Source organism: Pseudoalteromonas sp. 2CM32C, from assembly GCF_023161925.1.
GTDB lineage: Bacteria > Pseudomonadota > Gammaproteobacteria > Enterobacterales > Alteromonadaceae > Pseudoalteromonas > Pseudoalteromonas marina.
Genome location: NZ_JALNTI010000014.1, coordinates 16,003 through 42,643, shown reverse-complemented (window position 1 = coordinate 42,643; position 26,641 = coordinate 16,003). Strand labels below are relative to the sequence as shown.

General features: G+C 39.6%; 21 protein-coding genes. 10 read left to right on the top strand and 11 right to left on the bottom strand.

From position 1 onward, the window contains the following. Positions 1-3: 3 nt before the first annotated feature. From rsmG to rpmH, 8 genes are all read right to left on the bottom strand, one after another. On the bottom strand, positions 4-624 hold the full coding sequence (rsmG, locus tag MTF67_RS17690) for a 16S rRNA (guanine(527)-N(7))-methyltransferase RsmG (RefSeq protein ID WP_248520274.1): 621 nt from the start codon (positions 622-624) through the stop codon (positions 4-6). 15 nt (positions 625-639) lie between these two features. Continuing rightward, positions 640-2,529: a tRNA uridine-5-carboxymethylaminomethyl(34) synthesis enzyme MnmG gene (mnmG, locus tag MTF67_RS17685; RefSeq protein ID WP_006793960.1), complete on the bottom strand. Its 1,890-nt coding sequence runs from the start codon at positions 2,527-2,529 to the stop codon at positions 640-642. A 426-nt stretch (positions 2,530-2,955) separates the two neighbouring features. Beyond that, positions 2,956-3,405, bottom strand: coding sequence for an FMN-binding protein MioC (gene mioC, locus MTF67_RS17680; RefSeq protein ID WP_248520273.1), 450 nt, complete (start codon positions 3,403-3,405; stop codon positions 2,956-2,958). 940 nt (positions 3,406-4,345) lie between these two features. After that, complete coding sequence (gene mnmE, locus MTF67_RS17675; protein WP_203985622.1) at positions 4,346-5,710, bottom strand: tRNA uridine-5-carboxymethylaminomethyl(34) synthesis GTPase MnmE; 1,365 nt, start codon at positions 5,708-5,710, stop codon at positions 4,346-4,348. Positions 5,711-5,844: 134 nt separating this feature from the next. Further along, the gene (yidC, locus tag MTF67_RS17670) at positions 5,845-7,521 is read right to left on the bottom strand and encodes a membrane protein insertase YidC (RefSeq protein ID WP_248520272.1); all 1,677 of its coding nucleotides are present in this window, start codon (positions 7,519-7,521) and stop codon (positions 5,845-5,847) included. Between the two features lie 8 nt (positions 7,522-7,529). Beyond that, positions 7,530-7,805 carry a membrane protein insertion efficiency factor YidD gene (yidD, locus tag MTF67_RS17665; RefSeq protein ID WP_006793977.1) on the bottom strand — a complete coding sequence of 92 codons (276 nt, stop codon included), beginning with the start codon at positions 7,803-7,805 and terminating at the stop codon, positions 7,530-7,532. A gap of 126 nt (positions 7,806-7,931) precedes the next feature. Next, entirely contained in the window at positions 7,932-8,357 is a 426-nt protein-coding gene (gene rnpA, locus MTF67_RS17660) for a ribonuclease P protein component (RefSeq protein ID WP_006793978.1), read from the bottom strand. Positions 8,358-8,364: 7 nt separating this feature from the next. Continuing rightward, positions 8,365-8,499: a 50S ribosomal protein L34 gene (gene rpmH / locus MTF67_RS17655; protein WP_004335215.1), complete on the bottom strand. Its 135-nt coding sequence runs from the start codon at positions 8,497-8,499 to the stop codon at positions 8,365-8,367. Between the two features lie 518 nt (positions 8,500-9,017). Between rpmH and dnaA the strand changes: the two genes are divergently transcribed. The 8 genes from dnaA (at position 9,018) to MTF67_RS17615 (ending at position 19,253) form a co-directional block, all read left to right on the top strand. Then, the gene (gene dnaA, locus MTF67_RS17650; protein ID WP_006793979.1) at positions 9,018-10,406 is read left to right on the top strand and encodes a chromosomal replication initiator protein DnaA; all 1,389 of its coding nucleotides are present in this window, start codon (positions 9,018-9,020) and stop codon (positions 10,404-10,406) included. A gap of 13 nt (positions 10,407-10,419) precedes the next feature. Beyond that, on the top strand, positions 10,420-11,523 hold the full coding sequence (gene dnaN / locus MTF67_RS17645; RefSeq protein ID WP_248520271.1) for a DNA polymerase III subunit beta: 1,104 nt from the start codon (positions 10,420-10,422) through the stop codon (positions 11,521-11,523). Between the two features lie 15 nt (positions 11,524-11,538). Next, positions 11,539-12,633, top strand: coding sequence for a DNA replication/repair protein RecF (gene recF / locus MTF67_RS17640; protein WP_008130777.1), 1,095 nt, complete (start codon positions 11,539-11,541; stop codon positions 12,631-12,633). Positions 12,634-12,645: 12 nt separating this feature from the next. Next, entirely contained in the window at positions 12,646-15,072 is a 2,427-nt protein-coding gene (gene gyrB, locus MTF67_RS17635; RefSeq protein WP_039038505.1) for a DNA topoisomerase (ATP-hydrolyzing) subunit B, read from the top strand. Between the two features lie 141 nt (positions 15,073-15,213). Continuing rightward, complete coding sequence (gene glyQ, locus MTF67_RS17630; protein WP_008130780.1) at positions 15,214-16,116, top strand: glycine--tRNA ligase subunit alpha; 903 nt, start codon at positions 15,214-15,216, stop codon at positions 16,114-16,116. A gap of 2 nt (positions 16,117-16,118) precedes the next feature. Further along, positions 16,119-18,188 (top strand): glycine--tRNA ligase subunit beta, encoded by a 2,070-nt coding sequence (gene glyS / locus MTF67_RS17625; RefSeq protein ID WP_248520270.1) that lies wholly within the window; start codon positions 16,119-16,121, stop codon positions 18,186-18,188. 103 nt (positions 18,189-18,291) lie between these two features. After that, positions 18,292-18,741, top strand: coding sequence for a hypothetical protein (locus MTF67_RS17620; protein WP_058430326.1), 450 nt, complete (start codon positions 18,292-18,294; stop codon positions 18,739-18,741). Between the two features lie 32 nt (positions 18,742-18,773). Beyond that, positions 18,774-19,253 (top strand): hypothetical protein, encoded by a 480-nt coding sequence (locus MTF67_RS17615; RefSeq protein ID WP_006793986.1) that lies wholly within the window; start codon positions 18,774-18,776, stop codon positions 19,251-19,253. A gap of 3 nt (positions 19,254-19,256) precedes the next feature. On the opposite strand, the gene tusA is transcribed toward MTF67_RS17615, so the two are convergent. The 3 genes from tusA to fadB all read right to left on the bottom strand — a co-directional run bounded on the left by tusA (position 19,257) and on the right by fadB (position 23,120). After that, positions 19,257-19,496, bottom strand: a complete 240-nt coding sequence (tusA, locus tag MTF67_RS17610) for a sulfurtransferase TusA (RefSeq protein WP_006793987.1) — start codon at positions 19,494-19,496, stop codon at positions 19,257-19,259. Positions 19,497-19,786: 290 nt separating this feature from the next. Then, positions 19,787-20,956, bottom strand: a complete 1,170-nt coding sequence (gene fadA, locus MTF67_RS17605; RefSeq protein ID WP_008130791.1) for an acetyl-CoA C-acyltransferase FadA — start codon at positions 20,954-20,956, stop codon at positions 19,787-19,789. Positions 20,957-20,960: 4 nt separating this feature from the next. Continuing rightward, on the bottom strand, positions 20,961-23,120 hold the full coding sequence (gene fadB / locus MTF67_RS17600) for a fatty acid oxidation complex subunit alpha FadB (protein ID WP_008130792.1): 2,160 nt from the start codon (positions 23,118-23,120) through the stop codon (positions 20,961-20,963). A gap of 192 nt (positions 23,121-23,312) precedes the next feature. Here fadB and MTF67_RS17595 point away from each other — a divergent pair, with 192 nt between their 5' ends. Together MTF67_RS17595 and pepQ are read left to right on the top strand one after the other, a co-directional pair. Further along, positions 23,313-25,199, top strand: a complete 1,887-nt coding sequence (locus tag MTF67_RS17595; RefSeq protein WP_248520269.1) for a transglycosylase SLT domain-containing protein — start codon at positions 23,313-23,315, stop codon at positions 25,197-25,199. A 116-nt stretch (positions 25,200-25,315) separates the two neighbouring features. Next, entirely contained in the window at positions 25,316-26,638 is a 1,323-nt protein-coding gene (gene pepQ, locus MTF67_RS17590; protein WP_039038509.1) for a Xaa-Pro dipeptidase, read from the top strand. Positions 26,639-26,641: the final 3 nt, after the last annotated feature.

Here is a 26,641-nt window from a genome sequence, read left to right as displayed (position 1 = left end):
TCCCTAGTCTTTAGAAAGAATAATTAAATGTCGTTGTGCATCTAACTCAGGTACTTCTAATGCAATTTTTTTCTCAAACTTTACGCCAGCGGGTAATGACTCTAACTCTTCGCTAGGGTAAACGCCTTTAAGCGCAATAAAATGGCCAGATTGATCAATTAGGTGTGAACACCAATCAACCATATCTTGTAATGATGCAAATGCACGACTGAGTACGCCATCTAATTTAACACTTGGCTGATATTCTTCAACTCTTGACTGTACCGGGGTAACATTATCAAGCCCAAGTTCATGCTTTACGTGCATTAAAAAGCGTACACGCTTACCTAAACTGTCGAGTAACACAAATTGGGTATTAGGAAGTGCAATAGCTAATACAATACCTGGAAGCCCTGGGCCTGTACCAACATCAATATAATGATGACCGGGTAAATGAGGTGCAACAACAAGGCTATCCATAATATGCTTTATCATCATTTCTTGAGGTAAACGTACTGAGGTTAAGTTATACGCTTTATTCCACTTATCCAATAGTTCAACGTAACGAACAAGCTGTTGCTGTTGTTTTTCTGTTAGCGCAATATCAGTTTGCGCTAACAATGTAGTTAATTGTTGTTGTAACACTAGGTGCCCTTACCGTTACGCAGATTTGCGTAATAAGCCTTGCTTCTTCAGATACACTAATAATAACGAAATAGCCGCTGGTGTGATACCAGAAATACGCGAAGCCTGACCAATAGTATCCGGACGAGACTCTTCTAGTTTTGCCACTACCTCGTTTGATAAACCTGATACGGTTTTATAATCAAACTCTTTTGGTAAGATTGTTTCTTCATGGCGAAGCTGTTTATTGATCTCATCTTGCTGACGCGCAATGTAACCTGCGTATTTTGTATGGATCTCAACCTGCTCTAAAGCCGCTTTATTTGTAAATTCAGATCCTAAGCCTTCAATAGCCATTAGATCATCATAACGGATCTCTGGGCGGCGTAGTAATTCTTCTAAACTTGCTTCACGCGTTAATGGAGCTTTTAATAAAGCGTTTACTTGATCAACAACAGTATGATCTTTGTGAATCCACGTGTCTTTTATACGTTGTTTTTCTTTTTCGATAATTTCCATTTTTTCGTTAAATGCCTGCCAGCGCTCATCGTTAACTAAACCTAGCTCACGGCCTTTTTCAGTTAAACGAATATCGGCATTATCTTCACGCAACAATAAACGGTATTCAGCACGGCTGGTAAACATACGGTAAGGTTCTTTTGTACCAAGCGTTGCTAAGTCGTCAATTAATACACCAACGTATGCTTCGTCACGACGTGGCGTCCACGAATCTTTACCTTGCACTTTAAGTGCCGCGTTCATACCAGCAATTAAGCCTTGTGCACCCGCTTCTTCGTAGCCAGTAGTTCCGTTTATTTGGCCTGCAAAGAATAAGCCTTCAATAAATTTAGTTTCTAGTGATTGTTTTAAATCACGTGGATCAAAGTAATCGTATTCAATAGCATAACCTGGTCGGCAAATATGTGCATTTTCAAAACCTGTGATCGATTGCACTATTTCTAATTGCACATCAAACGGTAGACTTGTCGAAATACCATTAGGGTAAAGCTCGTAAGATGTTAAACCCTCTGGCTCTACAAATATTTGGTGTTTGTCTTTATCTGCAAAGCGAACAATTTTATCTTCAATAGATGGGCAGTAACGTGGACCAATGCCTTCAATAACACCTGAGTACATAGGTGAACGATGCAAGTTTTTGCGTATAACATCATGTGTTTTTTCATTTGTGTAAGTGATGTAACACGGTATTTGTTGCGGGTGGTCACTTTGTTTACCTAAAAATGAAAATACAGGTGTAGGTGCATCGCCTGGTTGCTCCTGCATTTTGCTAAAATCAACCGTACGCGCATCAATACGTGGTGGAGTACCTGTTTTTAAACGATCTACTCTAAAAGGCTGTTCACGTAATCGTTGTGCTAAAGCTATTGATGGTGGATCGCCTGCACGTCCGCCTTTGTAATTTTCTAAACCAATATGTATTTGGCCACCTAAAAATGTACCTACGGTAAGTACTACACTAGGTGCACTAAAACGTAACCCCATTTGAGTTACTACGCCGGTTACTCGATCGTTTTCAACAATAAGATCATCACACGACTGCTGAAATATTTTTAAGTTTTCTTGATTTTGTAATGTGGTTTGAATAGCCGCTTTATACAAAGCGCGATCAGCTTGTGCACGGGTTGCACGAACCGCAGGTCCCTTTGAAGAATTTAAAGTACGAAATTGGATCCCGCCTTTATCAATAGCTTGTGCCATTGCACCGCCAAGCGCGTCGATTTCTTTTACCAAATGACCTTTGCCTATCCCACCAATTGCTGGGTTACAAGACATTTGACCAAGGGTATCCATATTGTGAGTTAGTAGCAGGGTATTCATCCCCATACGGGCAGCTGCCAATGCGGCTTCAGTGCCTGCATGTCCACCACCTACTACGATAACGTCAAAATTTTCATGAAAAATCATTAATGGGATCCTACTTAAATCAAACCGGTAAACTTCAAAAGGGAGCGTATTCTACCTAGAAATGAGCAGAAGATAAATGATTAAACTGTGCTCAGATCTAAGTAAGTGATCTCTAATAATATAAAGGATCTTTTAAAGAGATCTTTTAATACTATTACTACTACTGATCGGCTTTTCTGTTGATAAGCTTTAGATCTTGTTTAAAAACATTAAATTAGATCAGATCTAAAGGTGTTAATATGATCGGATCATCCCACAAATAAGCACTGATCAAAAAGCCACTTTATACACAGGGGGAGATTAGTTAGATCTTATCCCATGGATAAGCATGCTTTAAAATGCAGTTTATTCAAACTTTATCCACATTATTAATTAAATTATTAGTAAATTGTGAGTAACTTTTATATGAGATTTTACTTGATCTCTTTATTTTAAACCTGTTTGGGTAACCCAAGTGTCTAACCAAGCAAGGGCTGTGTCTTCAGGGAGTGACTCGTCTAATATATTTAACTCTAAGCGTTCAGCCACTTTTATAGCGCCTTTTTTACTTAGTAGTGCTTCTATATTGCGCCCTGCTAAGTTATATGTGTCGTAGCTGGTATCACCTAACGCAATAACCGAAAACTTTAAATGCTTTAAATCAGTTGATTGCGCTACTTGTTCTGCAAAGCTTAAAAGATTATCGGGATAATCACCTGCGCCATAAGTAGATGTACATATTAACCAGAGCGTATTGTGTTGATCTATTTCATTAAATTTTGGCTGATCATGGAGTTGGGTTGTAATACCTTGGTTATTTAGCTCATCGCTTAATTGCTCCGCGACATACTCGGCCGATCCCATTTGGCTGCCCACAATAATATTTACTGAACTCATGATTAGATATGATCGCATTAGTTTTAATTGCTGCCTATGATAGCCGAGTACACACTGCAGTAAAGGGAAGAGTGTGGGTTTGGATAACTATTTTTAGGCTAATTTTTAGATCATTGTTTAAAGTTTTTTTAAGTTGTTGATTTATATAGATGTAAAATAATACCTTCAAATGTAACCTTCTGATCAAACTGTTAATAAGATTGGGGGAAGTTCTGTTTAACTTTATACTCTATTTAGCTAAAATTTTGTAAGTTATTGATTTTAAGCTTTTGTAAGTCCAATTATGATGAATGTTTAATATAGAAGTAATGTTGATCATTGTGTGGATATAAAGGGTGTTGATAACCGATTATTTAGATCGAAAATAATTTTAAATAACGATCAATTAAATATGATCTTATTAAATAAATATCAAAATAGTTTTTATAACGGCCGCTTTTTACTAAAAATAGAGCTAATAACGTGTATTTCAGCTAAAAAATTTTGGATTTTTGTCCAAAAAATGGGAATTGTGGATAACTGATCTGACTAAATTTAAAGTTTTTGTGATATTCGATCATGCATTTACATGTTTGAGCTGGTGGATAGCGCGATCAATACACACTTGTGATCGCCTTATTTATTGATATATAGCCAATTAAGGCTGCAATTTTAGCTAATAAAATATTAAAAACAGTGATTTCAGCTTGTTTTAAGGTTAATTATAGTGGCTTAACTTATTCGTATATGGGAGATATATCACCTTAAATAGGCGGTTATATCTTGTAAAGTAGGTCATTAATAAGCTTTTAAAGATACTAATTTAGTGAAAATGAGAGCCTAAAATAGCACTCAGCTTATCTAAAAAATATCCATATGTTGATATAGGAAGGCTTAATTAAGGCAGTAAAAAAGGGCGTTTTTACGCCCTTAATTTTTAATTATTTAATTGTTAGGTCTTTTATTTACCAATACAGAACGAGCTAAATATTTTTCCAAGTAGATCGTCTGAAGTAAACTCACCGGTTATTTCGTTTAAAAATTGCTGCGTTAGGCGCAGCTCTTCGGCCAAAATTTCACCTGCAACATGCATTTCAAGCTGCGTTTTACCCGTATCTAAATGATAAGCTGCGCTCTCTAAAGCGTCTAAATGACGGCGACGAGCCATAAAGCCACCTTCTGTTGCGCCGTCAAAACCTATACAGGCCTTCAAATGTTCACGAACGAGCTCTATACCTTCAGCGTTTTTAGCACTTAAACTTATGACCGGGTATTGTTGGTTTTCATCCAAGCCTACAATATCACCCGATAAATCGGCTTTGTTTCTGATCACTGTAACCCCCATACCTTTTGGTAATTTTGCCATAAACTCTGGCCAAATTTTATGTGGGTCGGTGTCTACAGTATCGGTGCCATCAAGCATAAATAAAACGCGGTCGGCTTGGTTTATTTCATCCCATGCGCGCTCAATACCTATTTGCTCTACACGGTCAGGGCTTTCACGAAGACCTGCGGTATCGATAATATGCAGTGGCATGCCATCAATATGGATGTGTTCGCGCAGTACGTCGCGGGTGGTACCTGCTATTTCGGTTACGATTGCTGCCTCTCGGCCTGCTAGGGCATTTAGTAAGCTTGATTTACCCGCGTTAGGACGACCTGCAATCACAACACGCATACCTTCGCGCATTATGCTTCCCTGTTTAGCTTGGTCAGTTACTGTGTTTAATTGGTTTATAATTGCGTTGAGATCGCCCGATACTTTGCCATCTGATAAAAAGTCTATTTCTTCATCTGGAAAGTCGATTGCTGCTTCTACGTACATACGAAGATGAATTACTTTTTCAACCAGTGTTTCAATGTGTTTAGAAAACTCACCTTGAAGTGATTGTAAGGCGCTTTTAGCTGCTTGTTCACTAGTGGCATTAATTAGGTCACTAATTGCTTCTGCTTGGGTTAAATCAAGCTTGTCGTTCATAAATGCACGCTCTGAAAACTCACCTGGTTTTGCTAAGCGTACACCTTCTATTTTGCTAATTTCTTTAAGTAGCATATCAAGCACAACTGGGCCACCATGACCTTGCAACTCAAGTACATCTTCACCAGTAAATGAGTTAGGTCCGGCAAAATAAATGGCAATACCTTGGTCAAGTTGATCGCCATTTAAGTTTTTAAATGGTACATAATCGGCGTACCTCACTTTTGGTATTTTACCAATAACTTGTTCAGCAACGCTTTTGGCAAGGCTGCCAGAAACCCGAATAATACCAACACCACCACGCCCAGGTGCGGTTGCTTGTGCTGCAATTGTGTCTTGATTGATCATGCTATTTAATTTACCAACAATGTGTACGTTATGGCGCTATTGTAACCTATGAAATTACCACTCGCGAATGCTCTGATAAAAAATGGGCAATAAAAAAGGCGACTTAAGTCGCCTTTATAATAAGTAGGGCTAAGTTAGCCTCTTACTTTTATTCCTTTCTTTTCCATACCGCGATAAATATAAAGCATTTGCGCGATTGAAATAAGGTTAGATACTAACCAGTAAAGTACTAAGCCTGATGGGAACCATAAGAAGAATACAGAGAAGATAACCGGCATAAAGGTCATCATTTTTTGCTGCATTGGATCGGTAACCGTCATAGGTTGAAGCTTTTGAGTTATAAACATACTTGCACCAAATAAAATTGGTAATACGTAGTATGGGTCTTGTGCTGATAAATCAGTTAACCAAAGCATAAACTCAGCATGGCGAAGTTCTGTTGATTCTAAAAATACATAAAACAACGCTAAGAAAATAGGCATTTGTAGCAAAATAGGGAAACAACCACCCATTGGGTTTACTTTCTCTTTTTTGTACATTTCCATAGTAGCTTGACCGAATTTTTGACGGTCATCACCATATTTTTCTTTAAGAGCTGCCATTTTTGGTTGAAGGGCACGCATTTTAGCCATTGACGTATATTGCGCTTTAGTTAGCGGGTACATCAATGATTTAACAATAATAGTGATAGCAATAATTGCTAAACCCCAGTTACCTAAACCGCCAACATTTATATCAAACAAGCCAAAGAATGAACCTTCGCCAGAGTATAAAAACTTCAGTAGTTCAAATAGTGGCTGTGAAATAAACCATAACCAGCCGTAGTCTACAGTTAGGTCTAAGTCAGGGTGAAGCGCTTCTAATACATCAGACTCTTTAGGGCCCATGTAGTAAATAGAAGTAATGGTTTGCTCTGAACCGGCTTGAACATTAACAGGTTCTGCTTTTGTACCAATGATAGCGGCGTTACTGCTTGTAATTAAGCTATAAAGGGTGTTGGTTTGGTCTTGCTTTGGTACCCACGCACTTACAAAGTAATGTTGAATAAATGCAATGTAACCACCTTGCGTGCTTTCATTTAGGTTTTTGTCGGCCATGTCAGAAAAGCTATACTTTTCGTACGGTTCTTCGTCTGTACCGTAAGCTGCACCTAAATAGTTTTGATCAACTAAGCTGCCTTTTTCCTGTACTGTGCGTTTAACCTGTGTGTAAAGCTGCACTTGAATAGGGGCACTGGTTGTATTGTTTACTGTGTATTCTAAGCCAACATCATATTGACCTTTTTTAAATACATACGTTTTGGTAAAGCTAACACCGTTGCTATCAGTAAACTGTAACGGTACGCGTAACTCATCACCTGTTAAGGTATAAGACGTTTGTTCGCTGTGGTAAGTAGGGCGACCGTTTGCAGATGCGTCTGGGCCATTTAAACCAATCAAACCACTTTGTGAAAAGTATTGATTACCCTCAAATTCACCCAGCAGCATGAAAGGTGTTTCTTCGCCTTTCACTTCTTCGTATTGAAGTAAGTCCGATTCAACAATATCACCACCTTTGGTGTCGATTTTAACTTTAAACACGTCTGTTGTTATTTCTATAACAGAACGTTTAGCTAATGTTGTTGAAGCCGGTAAGCCAGATTCTGACGATGAAGGTATAAAATCATCCGATTCAGTTGAATTTGCTTGTTGCGTTTGTGTTGTGGCACTTGGATCGACTTTTGGCTGGTTATAATCATTATTCCATTCTTGGAACAATAAAAACGACACTAGCATTAGGCCAATGAATAAAAACGTGCGTTGCGATTCCATAACAGCTCTTATTTCTCGTGTTGGTGGTTAATATGGGTTATTTTTTCAGGTACTGGGTCATCACCACCTGAATGTAAAGGATGGCATTTTAATATGCGTTTTAATGCTAACCAACTTCCTTTTATCAATCCATGCAATTTTATTGCTTGAATTGCGTAATGTGAGCAGCTTGGATTAAAACGACAATGCGGACCTAATAGCGGGCTAATCCACTTTTGATAACCGCGGATCAATAACACTAAACATAATGTCGGTAAAGCAACAAGTGGTTTGAGTAACCTCATGATGTTTATGCCCCTAGTTAAATTTAGTGAGATAGATATCATGTATTTAAAGGCTCTATTGGAAATTTTAAATGCATGATTAAAAGGTGAGCTAAAGATACATTAATTAACCCTGTAATTCTATTGCTATTGGGTTTGTTTATTAGATTTAGCTGATTTGTTTGGGCGTTTCTTAAAGGGTGGAGGCTTAGGCGCACCTGGTTTACAGCGTTCGTTGATTTTTCGCCATAACTTGGTCAGTTGCTTGGTTAATTCTTCATTAGACTGCTCGTCAATGCCATTTTTAACCATAAGCACAATATCAATGTTATCGATGTTGTGTTGATTTAAACGAAAACTTTCGCGAGCAAGACGTTTAATACGGTTTCGTTGGCATGCCTTTTTTACACGTTTTTTAGCAACAGTAAGTCCTAACCTAGGCTTTTCTTGGTCATTGGGTTTAGCTAATAGAGTAAAGTAAGGAGTTGCAGCCCGAGCGGGTTCGTTAAATATACGAGAGTAATGCGAGGGAGTTAACAGACGTAACTCCCTGCCAAAGCTAAAGTCTTCCACTTATAAATTAAGCAGAAAGAACTTTGCGGCCTTTAGCGCGGCGACGTGCTAATACTTTACGGCCATTTACAGTTGCCATGCGAGCACGGAAACCGTGTGCACGTTTGCGTTTTAAAACGCTAGGTTGAAAAGTTCTTTTCATAACAATCTCATCCGATCGGTTAAAGTTAAAACATCCTATGCAGGTCGCGATCCTGGCACAGGTGCCATTGCGAGCGCGAGATATTATAGATGAAACGACCTAAAGTCAATCATAATTACGCGTTAAGCACCGTGTTTATTAAGCAGGCAGTTAGTGATCGTAAAGCGCGATCCAGTAGGATCATCATAAATAAGAAGTTTTCCACAGCCCTTGTATAAAAAGTGAATAAAAGCGGGGGAAAAGTAAATTGGATCGTAAAATTGGTTCGCGATCTTGGTGTTATTTTGTTATGATCTGTTATCAGGCTAATAATTAAAAATTCAATTAAATCAGGTTGTTAGCTTTTTTTCATGTCGTTATACATAATTTTATAAAAATCAGCCTTTTACTTGTGGATAAAGTGCCTTCATAATACTTGGTCTTGGGCCGCTTATTTGGCTATTTAAACGCAATAAATGCATGGTTTTTAACCATTTTTGATGTGCGGGAATAAAAATTATATCTCTGGGAGTTTAACTGTGTATCTGTCGGTTTGGCAAAGTTGTTTATATGTATTGCAAGATGAATTGCCTTCGCAGCAGTTCAGTATGTGGGTAAGACCACTTCAAGCAGAAAGTACCGAAGATACTCTGACTATTTATGCACCTAATCGCTTTGTGCTTGATTGGGTGAGAGAAAAATACCTTAACCGCATTAACGAACTACTCGTCGAGATTTGTGGTGACGAAGCACCGGAACTTCGTTTTGATGTAGGTAGCAAACCACTTTTAAATACACAGGTTGCACCTGCTACAGAAGCACAGCCTGCACCTAGTATTCAAGCATCAGCAAAGCAACAGCCGCGTGAGCAAAAACCGGTTGTTGAACCCGCACCTAAATCGGGCTATAAATCAAACATTAAAGAAAACTACACCTTTGATAGTTTTGTTGAGGGTAAATCTAACCAATTAGCAAAAGCGGCTGCAACTCAAGTTGCCGATAACCCTGGCTCTGCATTTAACCCTGTATTTATATACGGTGGTACGGGCTTAGGTAAAACGCACTTACTCCATGCTGTAGGTAATGGCATTATGGCAAATAAGCCTGATGCTAAAATTGTGTATATGCATTCAGAGCGTTTTGTACAAGATATGGTTAAAGCACTACAAAATAATGCAATAGAAGAATTTAAACGTTATTACCGTAGTGTTGATGCATTAATGATTGATGACATTCAATTTTTTGCCAATAAAGAACGTTCTCAAGAAGAGTTTTTTCATACTTTTAATGCGTTGCTTGAAGGTAATCAACAAATTATTTTAACGTCTGACCGTTACCCTAAAGAAATTGAAGGGGTAGAAGACAGGCTTAAGTCTCGTTTTGGTTGGGGATTAACAATTGCTATTGAGCCACCAGAGCTTGAAACACGTGTCGCTATTTTGATGAAAAAGGCGCAGCAGAGTAAAATAAATTTACCTCATGAAGTGGCTTTTTTCATTGCAAAAAAATTACGTTCAAATGTACGTGAACTTGAAGGCGCACTTAACCGTGTAATTGCAAATGCAAACTTCACTGGACGTCCTATTTCTATCGACTTTGTAAAAGAAGCATTGCGTGACTTATTGGCGCTGCAAGATAAGCTCGTCACAATTGATAATATACAGCGTACAGTGGCTGAATATTATCGAATTCGTGTCTCGGATTTACTTTCTAAACGCCGAAGCCGCTCAATAGCAAGGCCACGTCAGGTTGCTATGGCGCTGTCTAAAGAATTAACCAATCACAGTTTACCTGAGATTGGAGACGCGTTTGGTGGTCGTGACCATACAACGGTTTTACATGCGTGTCGTAAAATAAAATCGTTACGTGATGAAAGTCACGAAATTAAAGAAGATTATCAAAATTTAATAAGAACATTGTCATCTTAGGGCTGACTTTTTTATGCAAATAACAATATCAAGACAACAATTTTTAAAGCCATTGGTTCAAGTATCGGGCGCAATTGAGCGTAAGCATACGTTACCGATTTTATCTAACGTTTTGTTAGTAGTAGAAAACGGACAGCTTTCGATGACAGGGACCGACCTTGAAATTGAATTAGTGTCTGGTGTTTTTGTTGGTGATGATATTGCCGATACAAAATTAACTTTACCTGCTAAAAAGTTACTCGATATTTGTAAAAGTCTACCTGAAGGTTCAGACATTACGTTAAGCTTACAAGACCACCAGTTGTTATTAACGAGTGGTAAAAGTCGTTTTTCACTTACAACGTTATCAGCGGCTGACTTCCCCAATTTAGAAGAATGGGATGGTGAAGTTGAATTTCAACTAACGCGTTTAGAGCTTCGTAAATTACTTGAAAGCACGCACTTTTCAATGGCAAACCAAGATGTACGTTATTACTTAAACGGTATGTCGTTTGAAGTTGATAATAGCGATATTAAAACGGTGGCTACCGACGGACACCGCTTGGCGATTGCACAGAAAAAGCTTACTCAATCACTTAATACTCAACGCCAATTAATTATTCCACGTAAAGGTGTGCAAGAAATCATGCGCCTTATGGTTGCCGACGATGAGCTAGTTACTATTCAATTCGGTGCTAACCACATTCGCATTATTGACATTGAGTTTACGTTTACCAGTAAACTAGTTGATGGTCGTTTTCCTGATTACCGTCGTGTACTTCCACGAGGCGGTGATAAAACAATTATTGCCAACCGTGAATGGTTACGAAATGCTTTTCAGCGTGTATCTATTTTATCAAATGAGAAGTTTCGTGGTGTACGCTTAAACTTATCAAATGGTTTATTAAAAATTACTGCCAATAACCCAGAGCAAGAACAAGCTGAAGAGATTGTTGAAGTAAATTATCAGGGTGATGAGTTAGAAATTGGTTTTAATGTTTCATATGTTTTGGATGTATTAAACACATTAAAAACTGAAGATGTACAGTTTACGTTAGCAGACTCAAACAGCAGTGCACTAATAGAAGGCGCTGGTGATGATGAAGCAATGTATGTTGTTATGCCTATGCGTTTATAAGATCACAAACATATAATGAGCTTAAGTCATTTGAGCCTCAAATATTTTCGTAATATTGAGGCGCTGACGCTAGAACCTGTTAATGGCGTAAACATTATATATGGTGAAAATGGCAGCGGAAAAACCAGCCTTTTAGAAGCTATTTATTACCTTTCTCACGGCAAGTCTTTTAGAACACCAAAGCACAAAAGCATTATTGCACACCAGCAAGAGCAATTTGTAATTCATGGCCGAAAGACGGTGCATGATTTATCAATTCCTATTGGTATTAGCAAAACGCGTTTAGGTGAAACAAATTTAAAGATTCAGGGTAAAGCGAGCCGTAAAATATCTGAGCTTGCACAGCTAATGCCTGTTCAAATTATTACGCCTGAAAGTTATTCTTTATTTTTTGGTGGGCCAAAAGAGCGTAGAAAGTTTTTAGACTTAGGTTTGTTCCACGTGGAACATGAGTTTTTTTACTTGTGGCAATCGTTTAATAAAGTATTAAAACAGCGTAATGCTTTACTAAAATCTAAGCCTAAGAATTATTTTGACCAAATTAAGTTTTGGGACAAAGAATTTGTTAGACTGGCTGAAGAAATAAATAAATTAAGATTGGCGTATATAAGTAGGTTTAAGCAGCAATTTTTTGATAAAATGTGCTCAGAATTAACGCTTATACGCGATTTAGAAATGACGTTTAATGCAGGCTGGAAAGAGAATGAATCTCTTGCAGATGCGTTAGAGCAAAACTTTGAGCGAGATGCTCGCCAAGGATTTACAAGTAAAGGCCCACATAAGGCCGACTTTAGTTTCAGTGTCGCTGGCAACAGTGTAGAGAATACGTTCTCACGCGGGCAGTTAAAGTTATTATTGTATGCGTTAAAAGTAACGCAAAATAGCTTAATTGAGTCAGAGACCGATAAGCAATCTATATTGCTAATAGATGATTTACCCTCAGAGTTAGGCGAAGATACAAAAGAGAAAGTTGGACAACTATTGTCTCACTGCAGTTCTCAAATATTTATCTCTTCAATTTTATCTGAGAGTATTTCTGCTGTGGTGGAACCCATGCAACGAGAACTAAAAATGTTCCACGTGAAACATGGCAACCTAATAACAAGATAAGTGGGATTAACCATGTCTGAGAATTATGACTCGTCGAGTATTAAAGTACTTAAAGGATTAGACGCAGTAAGAAAGCGTCCTGGGATGTATATAGGGGACACCGATGATGGCACAGGCTTACACCACATGGTGTTTGAGGTCGTTGATAACTCAATAGACGAAGCCCTTGCTGGTCATTGTGATGATATTTTTGTAACGATTCACTTAGATGGCTCTGTATCGGTTAGAGATAATGGCCGTGGTATCCCAGTGTCTATCCATGAAGAAGAAGGCGTTTCTGCTGCCGAAGTAATCATGACGGTACTTCATGCTGGTGGTAAGTTTGATGATAACTCTTATAAAGTATCAGGCGGCTTGCATGGTGTGGGTGTTTCGGTTGTAAACGCACTTTCAGAAAAATTAAAACTAACCGTGCGTCGAGAAGGTAAACTTCATGAGCAGTTTTACACTATGGGTGTGCCAGATGCGCCACTTGCTGTTATTGGAGATTCTGAAACAACGGGTACAGAACTACGTTTTTGGCCAAGTGCAGAAACATTCACTAATTTAGATTTTCATTACGATATTTTAGCAAAACGCCTACGTGAACTGTCGTTCCTTAACTCGGGCGTTAGTATCATTTTAAATGATGAGCGTGAAGAAAATAAAAGCGACCACTTTAAATACGAAGGTGGTATTCAGGCATTTGTTGAATACATTAACCGTAACAAAACACCTATCCATAAAGGCGTTTTCCACTTTACACATGAGCGTGTAGAAGACGGAATTAGCGTTGAAGTATCAATGCAATGGAATGACGCATACCAAGAAAACATTTACTGTTTTACAAATAACATTCCACAACGTGATGGTGGTACTCACTTAGCCGGTTTTAGATCTGCGCTAACACGTACACTTAATAACTTTATGGAAAAAGAAGGCTTTAACAAGAAAGCAAAAACAACCAGTAACGCAACCGGTGACGATGCGCGTGAAGGTTTGACTGCTGTAATTAGTGTTAAAGTCCCTGATCCTAAGTTCTCTTCGCAAACAAAAGACAAGCTAGTATCTAGCGAAGTTAAGTCTGCGGTAGAACAAGCAATGGCTGAGAAGTTCACTGAGTTTTTATTAGAAAACCCAGTAGATGCAAAAATTGTTGTTGGGAAAATTATAGATGCATCACGTGCGCGTGAAGCGGCACGTAAAGCGCGTGAAATGACACGTCGTAAAGGCGCAATGGATCTTGCAGGTTTACCGGGTAAATTAGCCGATTGTCAGGAAAAAGATCCTGCACAATCAGAGCTTTACATAGTGGAAGGGGACTCTGCTGGCGGTTCAGCCAAGCAGGGTCGTAACCGTAAGAATCAGGCGATTCTTCCGCTTAAAGGTAAAATTCTAAACGTAGAAAAAGCACGTTTTGATAAAATGCTGTCTTCACAAGAAGTTGCAACACTAATTACTGCATTAGGTTGTGGTATTGGCCGTGACGAATATAATCCTGAAAAACTACGTTATCACCGTATTATCATCATGACCGATGCGGACGTGGATGGTTCTCATATTCGTACTTTATTGCTTACGTTCTTCTATCGTCAAATGCCGGAAATTGTAGAGCGCGGATATATTTATATTGCTCAGCCACCACTTTATAAAGTGAAAAAAGGTAAGCAAGAGCGCTATATAAAAGATGACCCAGCACTTGTTGAGTACTTAACATCGCTTGCACTTAATAATGCAGCTTTATACACAAGTGCAGACGCATCTGCGCTTGAAGGTGAAGCATTAGAGAAAATAGTTCACGATTACCAAAATACAGTTAAAGTAATCGAGCGCTTAAAACGTAAATACCCTAACACGGTAATGGAACGTTTAATCTACCAAAGTGAATTAACAAAAGAAGACCTTGCAGACGAAGCTAAAGTAATTGCGTGGACAAAAGAGCTTGTTGACGATTTAGTTGACCGTGACGAAGATGCAACTATTTTCAACGCTGCAACTCAGTATGATGCAGAGCGTAACTTGTACTATCCTGTTGTGAATATTCGTCAACACGGTGTAGATAAGTCTCACGTATTAAGCTACGACTTCATCACATCGCGTGACTACCAACGTATTGCTGTGACTGGTGTTAACATTGCAAACATCATTACAGAAGGTGCTTATATTCAACGCGGTGAGAAAACAAAACCTGTTGATAACTTTGTGGATGCTTTGGAATGGTTGATCACTGAATCTAAGCGCGGGATCTATATCCAACGCTACAAAGGATTGGGTGAGATGAACCCAGATCAACTTTGGGAAACTACCATGGATCCAGGCGCACGCCGTATGTTACAAGTAACCATTGAAGATGCTGTAGGCGCGGATCAGTTATTTGCTACGCTTATGGGTGATCAGGTAGAGCCACGTCGTGACTTTATCGAAACTAACGCACTACGCGTAGTTAACTTAGACGTGTAAAAACATATTTAGATAATAAAAAGGAGCCTAAGGGCTCCTTTTTTATTTTCTACAAATACACAAACTGCTTAAAACCTGAGTGTACACACGGTATACTAAGGATAATTTTCACGCTACTTCTTAGATAGTAAAAAGCCAAATATGCAAAAATACGACGTAAAAACCTTCCAAGGTTTGATCCTGGCTTTACAGGATTATTGGGCACAGCAAGGCTGTGTCATTATTCAACCACTTGATATGGAAGTGGGCGCTGGGACATTTCACCCGCAAACATTTTTGAAATCAATTGGCCCTGAGCCAATGTCTAGCGCATACGTACAACCGTGTCGCCGTCCTACGGATGGCCGCTATGGTGAAAACCCAAACCGCTTACAACATTACTACCAATTTCAGGTAGTCTTAAAGCCATCACCAGATAACATTCAAGAGCTTTACTTAGGCTCACTAGAAGCAATGGGTATTGATACCCTAACTCACGAAGTACGCTTTGTAGAAGATAACTGGGAATCACCAACGCTTGGCGCATGGGGCTTAGGGTGGGAAATTTGGTTAAACGGTATGGAGGTAACGCAATTTACCTACTTCCAACAAGTAGGCGGATTAGAGTGCTCACCAGTAACAGGTGAAATTACTTACGGCCTAGAGCGTTTAGCGATGTATATTCAAGGCGTAGATAGCATTTACGACCTAGTATGGGCAGACGGTCCACTAGGGCGTGTAACTTACGGCGATGTATTTCATCAAAATGAAGTAGAGCAATCTACTTACAACTTTGAACATGCAAACGTAGAAGACTTGTTTGCGCAGTTTGATAAGTGTGAAGCTGAGAGCCAAAAGTTAATAGAAGCAAATTTACCACTTCCTGCCTACGAGCAAGTGATGAAAGCATCGCATGCATTTAACCTATTAGACGCGCGCCATGCTATATCGGTTACAGAACGTCAGCGTTATATTTTACGTGTTCGTGCGTTATCAAAAGCGTGTGCACAAAGTTATTACGATGCACGCGAAGCGCTTGGTTTCCCGCTGTGTAAGGATAAGTAAGCATGACAGCACAAAATTTATTAGTAGAAATTGGCACTGAAGAGTTACCACCAAAGTCGTTGCGTAAACTTGCCGAGGCATTTGCTGCAAATTTAACTCAAGAGTTAGAATCGCTAGAATTAGCACATCAAGGCGTAAGCTGGTATGCATCGCCTCGTCGTTTAGGTTTACAAGTTAAAGCACTTGAAGCTAAACAACAGGACAAAGAAGTTGAAAAACGCGGGCCAGCAACTAAAGCAGCATTTGATAGTGAGGGTAACCCTACAAAAGCAGCAATGGGTTGGGCACGCGGTTGTGGTATTGATGTAAGTGAAGCACAAACACTTGAAACGGATAAAGGCGCATGGTTATTGCACATTGCTAAAGTAGCAGGGCAAGAAACTAAAACGCTAATGGCAGATGCTATCGCAAAAGCGTTAAGTAAATTACCAATACCAAAGCCAATGCGCTGGGGTGCGAATAAAACACAATTTATTCGCCCAGTTCATACCGTCACTATTTTATTTGGTAGCGAATTGCTAGAAGGTGAGATCCTTGGTAAGCAAGTAAGTAACCAACTTCAAGGTCACCGTTTTCATCACCCAGAAAAAATTAGCATTAACCATGCTGATGAGGTTTTTGATGTACTTAAATCTGCTTACGTTATTGCAGATTACGAACAACGTAAAGCGCAAATACGTGCACAAATAGAAGAAGCTGCAAGCGCAGTTAACGCTGTTGTTGCAATGGATGAAGATTTACTAGAAGAAGTAACATCACTAGTAGAGTGGCCAGTTACTTTAACGGCAACATTTGAAGAAGCATTTTTAGATGTACCAGCCGAAGCGCTAATTTACACCATGAAGGACGATCAAAAATACTTCCCGTTATTAGATCAAAACGGCAAGCTTTTAAATAAGTTTTTGTTTGTATCTAACATCGAGAGTAAAGACCCAAGCGTGGTAATTTCAGGTAACGAAAAAGTTGTACGCCCACGTTTGGCTGATGCACAGTTCTTCTTTGAGACCGACAAAAAGAAAACATTAGAAAGCCGTTTAGAATCGCTTGATACCGTTTTATTCCAAAAGCAGTTAGGTACGCTTAAAGACAAGTCTGAGCGTATTAGCGAACTTGCAGGGTATATTGCTGAGCAATTAGGCGCAGATAAAGACTTAGCAAAACGTGCAGGCCTATTAAGTAAAACAGACTTAATGACCGAAATGGTAATGGAATTTACCGATGTACAAGGTGTAATGGGAATGCATTACGCTCGCTTTGACGGTGAAGCAGAAGATGTAGCGCTTGCACAAAACGAGCAATATATGCCACGCTTTGCAGGCGACAACTTACCTACAAACCTAATTAGTTGTGCAGTAGCCATTGCAGATAAGTTTGATACGCTGGTGGGTATTTTTGGTATAGGCCAAGCACCAAAAGGTGATAAAGACCCATTTGCACTTCGTCGTGCTGCTATTGGTGCACTGCGTATTATGGTAGAAAAAGAGTTACCTCTTGATATTTTAGACCTTGTAGCAAAAGCACAAACATTGTTTGGCGATAAGCTAACTAATCTAAATGTATCAACCGACGTATTTGAATTTATGCTTGGACGTTTCCGTGCATGGTATCAAGACGAAGGTATTGAAGTAGATGTTATTCAAGCTGTGCTAGCTCGTCGTCCAACTAAACCAGTTGATTTTGACCGTCGTGTTAAAGCCGTAAGCCACTTCCGTACATTAGACGCAGCAGAAGCCCTTGCAGCCGCAAATAAACGCGTAAGTAACATTCTTGCTAAAAATGACATCACAAGCCAAGGTAATGTTGATGAGAGCTTATTAAGCGACGACGCTGAAAAAGTATTGGCATCACAAGTGGCAAAATTTGCAACTGAGCTTGCACCACTTTATGCCGATGGAAACTACCAAGAAGCGCTTAGCCAATTGGCAGGCATTCGTGAAAGTGTTGATAACTTTTTTGACAACGTAATGGTTATGGCCGACGATGAAGCTGTTAAGCAAAATCGCCTTGCACTATTAAGTCAGTTAAGTGGTTTATTTTTGGATATTGCAGATATTTCTGTTTTACAAAAATAACAACCATTAGCAATTTAAAAAGCCAGCATAACGCTGGCTTTTTAGTTTTAATACCTACCTAGATTAATTAAGCTAATAGGTATAATGAATAGGATGAAAATTGATGATTTCAATAAAAAAAATAATACCACTCGCTATTGCTGGGTTACTCAGTGCATGTTCAAGCCAAATATCAATTAACGATGTATTGCCACAAAAAGAACTCGACCGCACCATGTACCTGCGAGGCGATTTTACTTTATGGGACGCAGAACCACAGTATCAGTTTAACTTAGTGGGCCCAGCACTGTATCAAGCACAGGTAAAATTTAGCACACCAGGTAAAGTGTACGAATTCAAAATTGCCGATGCCGATTTTAGTGAAGGCTTTAACTGTGGTTACAGCGACTCATACCCACAAGGTCAAAGTTTAACACTTGGGCAAGCTGCAACGGCAGACTGTAATACTATTTATAATTACTTTAGTTACACACCTGCGATAAAAGGCACATACATAGTAAGCATTGATTTTAGTGACTATGACGAGCCAAAAGTGACTATTACTAAGAAATAGTTGATAGCATAAAGCTTATAAGGATATTTATAATGGCATCTGAAAAGAAAGATGATTGGGTTCACTACTCGGTAGCTGCGGGCGCTAGTTTTGCGTATTTTTTAGCATTGCCCAGTTTTGCAAATGTAGATAAAAATTTTATTAATATTTCTACTCATTTATTCGGGCTTAGTTTAATTTGGAATTCTCTGTTATCTGTGAGTTTAAGAAAAGATAAAAATTTAAATCGTAAGATTTTTAGTGGTTTAGGAGAGGTTGGACGTCTGCTTTATTTTTCGTTACCACTTTTAATCTTTGGTTTAGCTATACTATGTTTCATATGGTCAATATCTGGAAGTGTCGTTTTATTTATAATTAGTGGGATCTTTACATTTATAGGGGTTTCACAATTGTCATTATATAGACAAGATAAGAGTCAAACAGTATTTACCTATAGAAGAGCATCCAAGACTTCATACATAGGCCCATTTTTAATTGCATCAATATTAGTCTATCTAGCAACTAGTGGTTAGTAATTACAACCCTTTCTTCACCACATACCTATACGGTGCTTCATCGGCATCTTTAGCCACCAGCGTGTGATCCATAAATACACAAAAACTTGGAATATCACGGGTGGTTGAGGGGTCATCAGCAGTTATAAGCAGGGTTTCACCGTCGTTCATTTTACGAATAGCAGCACGTACCATCATTACTGGCTCGGGGCAGCGAAGGCCAATGGCATCTAATTGGTGATCGGGGTTATCAAAATTCATAGTACGTATGCCTGTAAATAGTTTTCAAATCTGTGACTTTACAAGTAGTCAGATTTTTTGTTGCGCCAAAGTTTAGCGTAATTTTAAGTATAAATTAACTAATTTACTTAGATCTGGATCAGTTTTAATTTAAGTGTATTTATTTCAACGCCAAATTATAAACCCGATCACAACAACACAAATCTAAATTACGTTAGTATAGCGCCTTAAAATTTGGCAAATAAAAAAGGCGAACTAACTTTCGTCAGTGCGCCTTTTTACTCACCAAGATGGTTTACGTGTTAAGAGTATTAGTCTTGAACACGCTCAAATACAGTTGCGATACCTTGGCCTAAACCAATACACATTGTCGCTAAACCGTACTTAGCATTTTTGTCTTCCATTAAGTGAATTAGCGAGGTGCTAATACGCGAACCAGAACAACCCAGAGGGTGACCCAGTGCGATAGCGCCGCCATTCAAGTTAACTTTTTCGTCAACCACATCAGCTAAACCTAAGTCTTTAAGTACTGGTAGTGATTGCGCAGCAAAGGCTTCATTAAGCTCAGCTACGTCGATGTCATCAATAGTGATACCAGCTTGGGCAAGTGCTTTTTTACTTGCTGGTACTGGGCCGTAACCCATGATTGATGGATCGCAACCGGCAACCGCCATTGCTTTAATGCGCGCACGAATTGGTAAACCTAGCTCTTTTGCTTTTTCTTCGCTCATTACTAACATGGCTGATGCGCCGTCAGAAAGTGCTGAAGACGTACCCGCTGTAACAGAACCCGAAGCTGGGTTAAATACTGGGCGAAGCTGAGATAAACCTTCAACTGTTGTTTCAGGACGAATTACTTCATCATCTTCAACTAAAATTAAAGAACCATCTGCTGCGTGACCTTCCATTGCTAAAATTTCGCGGCGGAAACGGCCTTCAACTGTTGCAGCATGTGCACGTTGGTGCGAACGGTATGCAAATTCATCTTGCTGCTGACGGCTGATGCCGTGAATAGTAGCAAGGTATTCTGCTGTTAAACCCATAGAGCCAGACGCTTGTGCAATTGAAGTTGCTAAGCCTGGGTGAAAGTCGTTACCGTGAGTCATAGGAACGTGGCCCATGTGCTCAACACCACCAATTAGGTAAGTGTCGCCAGCGCCCGTCATAATGGCGCGTGCTGCGTCGTGCAATGCTTGCATTGACGAGCCACATAAACGGTTAACTGTGGTTGCTGGTACTGAGTGTGGAATACCCGCAAGTAGTGATGCGTTACGTGCAACGTTAAAGCCTTGCTCTAATGTTTGCTGTACACAACCCCAATAAATGTCGTCGATTGATGCTGGATCAACCGCTGGGTTGCGTTCTAGTAAGCCCTTCATTAAATGAGCGCTTAAGTCTTCCGCACGCTTGTTTTTAAATACGCCGCCTTTTGAGCGACCCATTGGTGTGCGGATACAATCTACAATTACTGGATTATTCATGATATTAACCTTCCACCTTATAGAAAACACGGCCTTCTTCAGCCCATTTGCGAGTTTGCTCTGATACTTGGTAAATCGCACCTAGGTGAGCGTATTTGTCTGCTGCTGCAACAAAGTTAGCTAAACCAGTTTGATCTAAGTAACGGAACGCGCCGCCTCTAAATGGAGGGAAACCAACGCCGTAAACAAGTGCCATATCAGCTTCTTGTGGAGAAGCAACAATGCCTTCTTGTAAACAAAGAAGTACTTCGTTGATCATTGGAATCATACAACGGTCAATGATTTCTTGCTTATCGAATTCTTTCGGTGCATCAGTAATTGGCGCTAGTAGCTCAACGGCTGTTGCATCGCTTGATTTTTTAAGACGACCACGACGGTCTGTTTCGTACTTGTAAAAACCTGCTTTGTTCTTTTGACCAAAACGTTTTTCGTTAGCAAAAACAGTTACCGGATCTTTTTCTGCACGTGCCATACGCTCAGGGAAACCGTCAGCCATTACGCCAGTACAATGATAAGCCGTATCAATACCTACAACATCAAGTAGGTAAGCCGGACCCATAGGCCAGCCAAATACGTTTTCCATTACTTTATCTACTTTTGCAAAGTTAGCGCCTTCAACAACTAATTTGCTAAAGCCTGCAAAGTAAGGGAATAAAACACGGTTTACAAAAAAGCCTGGGCAATCGTTTACAACAATAGGAGACTTGCCAAGTTTAAGGGCGTAATCAACGACTGCGTTAATTGTTTTGTCTGACGTTTTTGCACCACGGATAATTTCTACTAATGGCATTTTTGGCACTGGGTTGAAAAAGTGCATACCACAGAAGTTTTCTGGTTTATCAAGTGCTTCAGCAAGTAGGTCAATACAGATAGTCGACGTATTTGATGTAAGTACAGTGCCTTCTGGCATGTTCTTTTCAAGGTCTGCTAATACTGCTTGCTTAACTTTAGGGTTTTCTACAACGGCTTCAACAATAATGTTAGCGTCTTGTAGGTCTGCATCGTTAAGTGTTGGCTTAATTTTGCTTAGTGTTGCCAACATTTTTTCCATTGGCATGTGGCCACGCTTAACTTTTGCACCTAATAATTTAGACGCTTCACCCATACCTAAATCAAGCGCATCTTGTTGGATGTCTTTCATTATGATTGGTGTGCCTTTATAAGCAGACTGATATGCAATACCGCCGCCCATAATACCCGCGCCTAATACTGCAGCTTGTTTAATTTCTACATCGCTGTGCTTAGCAAGTTTGCGTGCTTTACCTTTGATGAACTGGTCATTTAAGAAAATGCCCGTTTGCGCTGCCGCTTCGTTGGTACGCGCAAGTTTTGCAAAGTTAGCATTTTCGATTGCCATTGCTTCATCGCGAGTACAGTTTGCCGCTGCTTTAATAGTACGCACTGCCATAACCGGAGCAGGATAGTGGCCTTTGGTTTTACCCATTACCATACCTTCTGCCATAGCAAAGCTCATGCCTTGCTCAACACGGTTTAATTTAAGTGGCTGTAGTTTTGCGTTGCGTTTTGCTTGCCAATCTAGCTTGCCTGCAATCGCTAACTCAAGTGTTGCTACACTTGACTCTAAAAGTTTGTCAGCACTAACTACTGCGTCAAACGCACCTACTTTAAGGGCGTCAGCTGCGCGGTTTTCAGCGCCAGAAGTGATCCACATCATGGCGTTATCTGCGCCAATGATACGTGGTAAGCGCACTGTGCCACCAAAACCAGGCATTATGCCAAGTTTAACTTCTGGTAGGCCCATTTTAGCGCTTTCGCTTGCAACACGATAATCGGTAGCAAGTGCCCACTCACATCCGCCACCAAGTGCTAAGCCGTTTACAACGCTTAGAGTTGGGAATGGAAGATCTTCAATTGCATCAAAAACGTCAGTTGCGTTTTTGATCCACACGACTAAATCTTCTTCAGGTTTAGTAAATGTAGGTAAAAATTCGAAGATGTCGGCGCCAATAATAAAGTGGTCTTTATCACTGGTAAAAACCATGCCTTTGATATCAGAATTAGCAGCTAATTCTTTTAATGCTGCTGCACAATCTGAAAGAGTTTTTTGAGATAATGTGTTTACAGAACCTGCAACACAAAACTTAAACTCGGCGATGTTTTCCTTTAGGAAGCTAACTTCAAAGGAATCGCTTTTATATAACATTTTATTCTCCCTAGTTGACGAACTAAGACTGGTACGATGAGTTTGCATTTCAATCAGTGTGCTTGCTTTGAGTAAAAAATGCAACGAAAAATTTAACTCGGTTACAAACGACTGGTTAAAATATAGCTGGTTTGGTGCTAAGGTGGTGAAAAAGCTTTTATTCACTACTTTAATTTTTTATTAAAGGACATTATGAAAAAACAATTATTTAGTTTTGCGGCAGCTGCTTTTATTTTTCCTCTTTATTCTGCCGAGGCTAGCATCGATAACGACGCATTTTTAGATGCTGAAAAAAAAGTACGCAACGCAAGTTACCGCGAGTTTAAAAACGTAGTTAATAACCTAAACCACCCACTAAAACCGTATGTAGAAAAAACATACTGGCAACGAAACCCGAGCATAAAATATCAAGCAGAAATAGAAGATTACTTAAATATATATCAGCATACGCCACTTGAATGGCCTGTTCGTAAAGTATGGCTGGAGTATCTTGAAAAAAATAATAGAAAAGCGGCGTATATTCGTAATTACCGCGACACCAGTAACGCTGAATACACCTGTACATATTTGGGGTATCAATTAGATTTAGGCGCCCCAGAAAAAGCCATTTTAAATCAGGTGACTGATTTATGGACGGTGGGAAAGTCACAACCTAAGGAGTGCGATTCGTTATTCTCGTACTGGCGCAAAAAAGGTTATATGAATGCCGATACTGTATGGCAACGAATTACACTTGCCGCGCAAGGCGGAACGCAAAGCCTACTACCTTATTTAAAAACACTTTTACCAAAAAATGAGCGTTACCTTGCTGACTTATATTTAAAAGTTCGCCGCGACCCAAGCGCTGCGGCGGGATTATATCGCTATAAAAATAAATCGCCTAAAGAGGGTGAAATTGCACTTTATGGTGTTAAGCGTCTAATTTGGCGCGACAAAGAACTAGCGCTGCGCGCATGGGAAAAAATAGAGCGTATGTTTAACTACACCGATAAAGAAAAGGCAGATTTATACTACACCTTTGCTTTATCACTTGCTTCTAGCGGGCATAAGCAAGCCAGTTTTTGGTTAAACAAAGTGCCAAAAGAGCGCCAAGACAACAAATTAATGCAATGGCAGCTTGGTAACATGCTTAAAACCCAAGATTGGGCAGGTATTGCTGCGTTTTTTACAGGCAAAGAGAATCTTAGTTTAGGTCAGCAATATTGGCTTGCGTATAGTTATGCAGAACGCGGTGACGATCAAACAGCTAAAAAAATGTGGCAAAGTATTGCGACTAACCGAGACTACTACGGTTTTTTAGCCGCTGCGCGTTTAGGTTTGCCGGTTGATCTAAATAATCAACCAAAAGTGGTGAGTGAGCAATTAATTGCAAAGGTGAGTAATGCCCCTGGTTTTAAACGTTCAAAAGCATTATATGAGTTAGAGCGTGTTACTTCAGCGAGACGTGAATGGAATTACTTAACAAACACTTCAAATGAAGAAGAAAAGCTTGCAGCCTCTGTTTTATCTACTAATTTGGGGTGGCACGACAGCACGATATTCACACTCGCTAAAATAAAGGCCTGGGATAATGTTGAACAACGTTTTCCATTTGCTTTTCAAGACATATTTGAGCGCTACAGCAAGCGTAATAAAATAGATGTTGCTTGGAGTATTGCTATTGCAAGGCGTGAAAGCTCATTTGCTCCTGACGCGCGATCAAGTGCTAATGCACGAGGTTTAATGCAATTGCTGCCAAGTACCGCTAAGTATGTAAATAAAGGCAGTGTGTCTAATAGTCGGTTATATCAACCTAAAACAAATATTAGGTTAGGTACCAGTTATTTACGTTACTTGAAAAAGAAAAACCATGGTAACGAAATACTTGCTACAGCATCTTATAACGCAGGCTATCATCGTATAAAACGTTGGGTGCCTGATGATGCAATGCCAGCAGAGTTATGGATAGAACTTATTCCGTATAGAGAAACACGCGATTATGTCAAAAATGTATTTGCTTACAGGCAGGTATATCATACTCGTATGGGCCGAGAGGGTAATTTACTGGCTCCCATACTGGAAATGAAAATAGGCGGTTAGTAAACATAAGTTTAAATAAGGGGGATTGTGCTCACAGTGGGCCATCCCCCTTTTTTGAGCGTAATAGCTATAAGTGGTAGACTCAAAGCAAGTTAAATTTAACAGATGGATTAACAATGGATAAATTAGCCGTTTTATACGCCGAACATATTGCAACACTGCAGCAGCGTACTCGTACAATTTGCGAAAGCGAAGGGTTAGAAGGATTAGTTATTCACTCTGGCCAAGCAAAGCGCCAATTTTTAGACGACATGTATTACCCGTTTAAAGTTAATCCTCACTTTAAAGCTTGGTTACCTGTTATTGATAATCCACATTGCTGGATTGTTGTTAATGGTAGCGACAAACCTAAGCTTATTTTTTATCGTCCTGTTGATTTTTGGCATAAAGTACCTGACGAACCACGTGATTTTTGGGCTGAGTATTTTGATATAGAACTATTGTTACAACCCGATCAGGTTGAAAAGCTACTTCCTTATGACAAAGCAAAGTACGCTTACATGGGCGAATACATAGAAGTAGCTCAAGCACTTGGCTTTAGCATAATGAACCCAGAGCCCGTGCTTAACTATTTACACTTTAATAGAGCATACAAAACGCAGTATGAACTTGAGTGTTTACGTAATGCTAACCGCATAGCGGTTGATGGCCATAAAGCTGCACGCGACACTTTTTTTAATGGTGGTAGTGAGTTTGATATTCAACAAGCGTACCTTATGGCTACACGCCAAAGCGAAAACGAAATGCCGTATGGCAATATAGTGGCGCTTAACGAAAACTGCGCTATTTTGCATTACACTCATTTTGAGCCAAACGCACCGCAAACGCATAACTCATTTTTAATTGATGCTGGCGCAAACTTTAACGGCTACGCCGCAGATATAACGCGTACTTATGACTTCAAAAAGCAGGGTGAATTTGCTGAGCTAGTTAATACAATGACGACGACGCAAATCGAATTAGGCAAAGGATTAAAGCCAGGTATGCTTTACGGCGACTTACATGTTGAGTGTCATAACCGCATAGCGCAAATTCTTAGCGACTTTAATATAGTTAACTTACCGGCTGCAGATATTGTAGAGCGTAAAATCACCTCTACTTTCTTTCCGCATGGTTTAGGGCATCACCTTGGTTTACAAGTACACGACGTGGGTGGCTTTATGAGTGACGACAAAGGTACTCATCAAGCATCTCCAGAAGGGCATCCATTTTTACGTTGTACACGTATGATAGAGAAAAATCAGGTGTTTACTATTGAACCTGGCTTGTACTTTATTGATTCGTTGTTAGGTGATTTAGCGCAAACCGACAACAAGCAATACATCAACTGGGATAAGGTTGAAGCGTTTAAACCTTATGGCGGTATTCGTATTGAAGATAACATTATTGTGCACGATGATAGTTTAGAAAATATGACGCGCGACTTACACTTAGATTAAGTG

Excerpts from the sequence above, each read along its gene's own strand:
- mnmG (WP_006793960.1), bottom strand. The coding sequence starts at position 2,529 with ATGATTTTTCATGAAAATTTTGACGTTATCGTAGTAGGTGGTGGACAT.
- mioC (WP_248520273.1), bottom strand. The coding sequence starts at position 3,405 with ATGAGTTCAGTAAATATTATTGTGGGCAGCCAAATGGGATCGGCCGAG.
- mnmE (WP_203985622.1), bottom strand. The coding sequence starts at position 5,710 with ATGATCAATCAAGACACAATTGCAGCACAAGCAACCGCACCTGGGCGT.
- yidC (WP_248520272.1), bottom strand. The coding sequence starts at position 7,521 with ATGGAATCGCAACGCACGTTTTTATTCATTGGCCTAATGCTAGTGTCG.
- yidD (WP_006793977.1), bottom strand. The coding sequence starts at position 7,805 with ATGAGGTTACTCAAACCACTTGTTGCTTTACCGACATTATGTTTAGTG.
- rpmH (WP_004335215.1), bottom strand. The coding sequence starts at position 8,499 with ATGAAAAGAACTTTTCAACCTAGCGTTTTAAAACGCAAACGTGCACAC.
- dnaN (WP_248520271.1), top strand. The coding sequence starts at position 10,420 with ATGCAAATAACAATATCAAGACAACAATTTTTAAAGCCATTGGTTCAA.
- recF (WP_008130777.1), top strand. The coding sequence starts at position 11,539 with ATGAGCTTAAGTCATTTGAGCCTCAAATATTTTCGTAATATTGAGGCG.
- gyrB (WP_039038505.1), top strand. The coding sequence starts at position 12,646 with ATGTCTGAGAATTATGACTCGTCGAGTATTAAAGTACTTAAAGGATTA.
- glyQ (WP_008130780.1), top strand. The coding sequence starts at position 15,214 with ATGCAAAAATACGACGTAAAAACCTTCCAAGGTTTGATCCTGGCTTTA.
- glyS (WP_248520270.1), top strand. The coding sequence starts at position 16,119 with ATGACAGCACAAAATTTATTAGTAGAAATTGGCACTGAAGAGTTACCA.
- MTF67_RS17620 (WP_058430326.1), top strand. The coding sequence starts at position 18,292 with ATGATTTCAATAAAAAAAATAATACCACTCGCTATTGCTGGGTTACTC.
- MTF67_RS17615 (WP_006793986.1), top strand. The coding sequence starts at position 18,774 with ATGGCATCTGAAAAGAAAGATGATTGGGTTCACTACTCGGTAGCTGCG.
- tusA (WP_006793987.1), bottom strand. The coding sequence starts at position 19,496 with ATGAATTTTGATAACCCCGATCACCAATTAGATGCCATTGGCCTTCGC.
- fadA (WP_008130791.1), bottom strand. The coding sequence starts at position 20,956 with ATGAATAATCCAGTAATTGTAGATTGTATCCGCACACCAATGGGTCGC.
- fadB (WP_008130792.1), bottom strand. The coding sequence starts at position 23,120 with ATGTTATATAAAAGCGATTCCTTTGAAGTTAGCTTCCTAAAGGAAAAC.
- MTF67_RS17595 (WP_248520269.1), top strand. The coding sequence starts at position 23,313 with ATGAAAAAACAATTATTTAGTTTTGCGGCAGCTGCTTTTATTTTTCCT.
- pepQ (WP_039038509.1), top strand. The coding sequence starts at position 25,316 with ATGGATAAATTAGCCGTTTTATACGCCGAACATATTGCAACACTGCAG.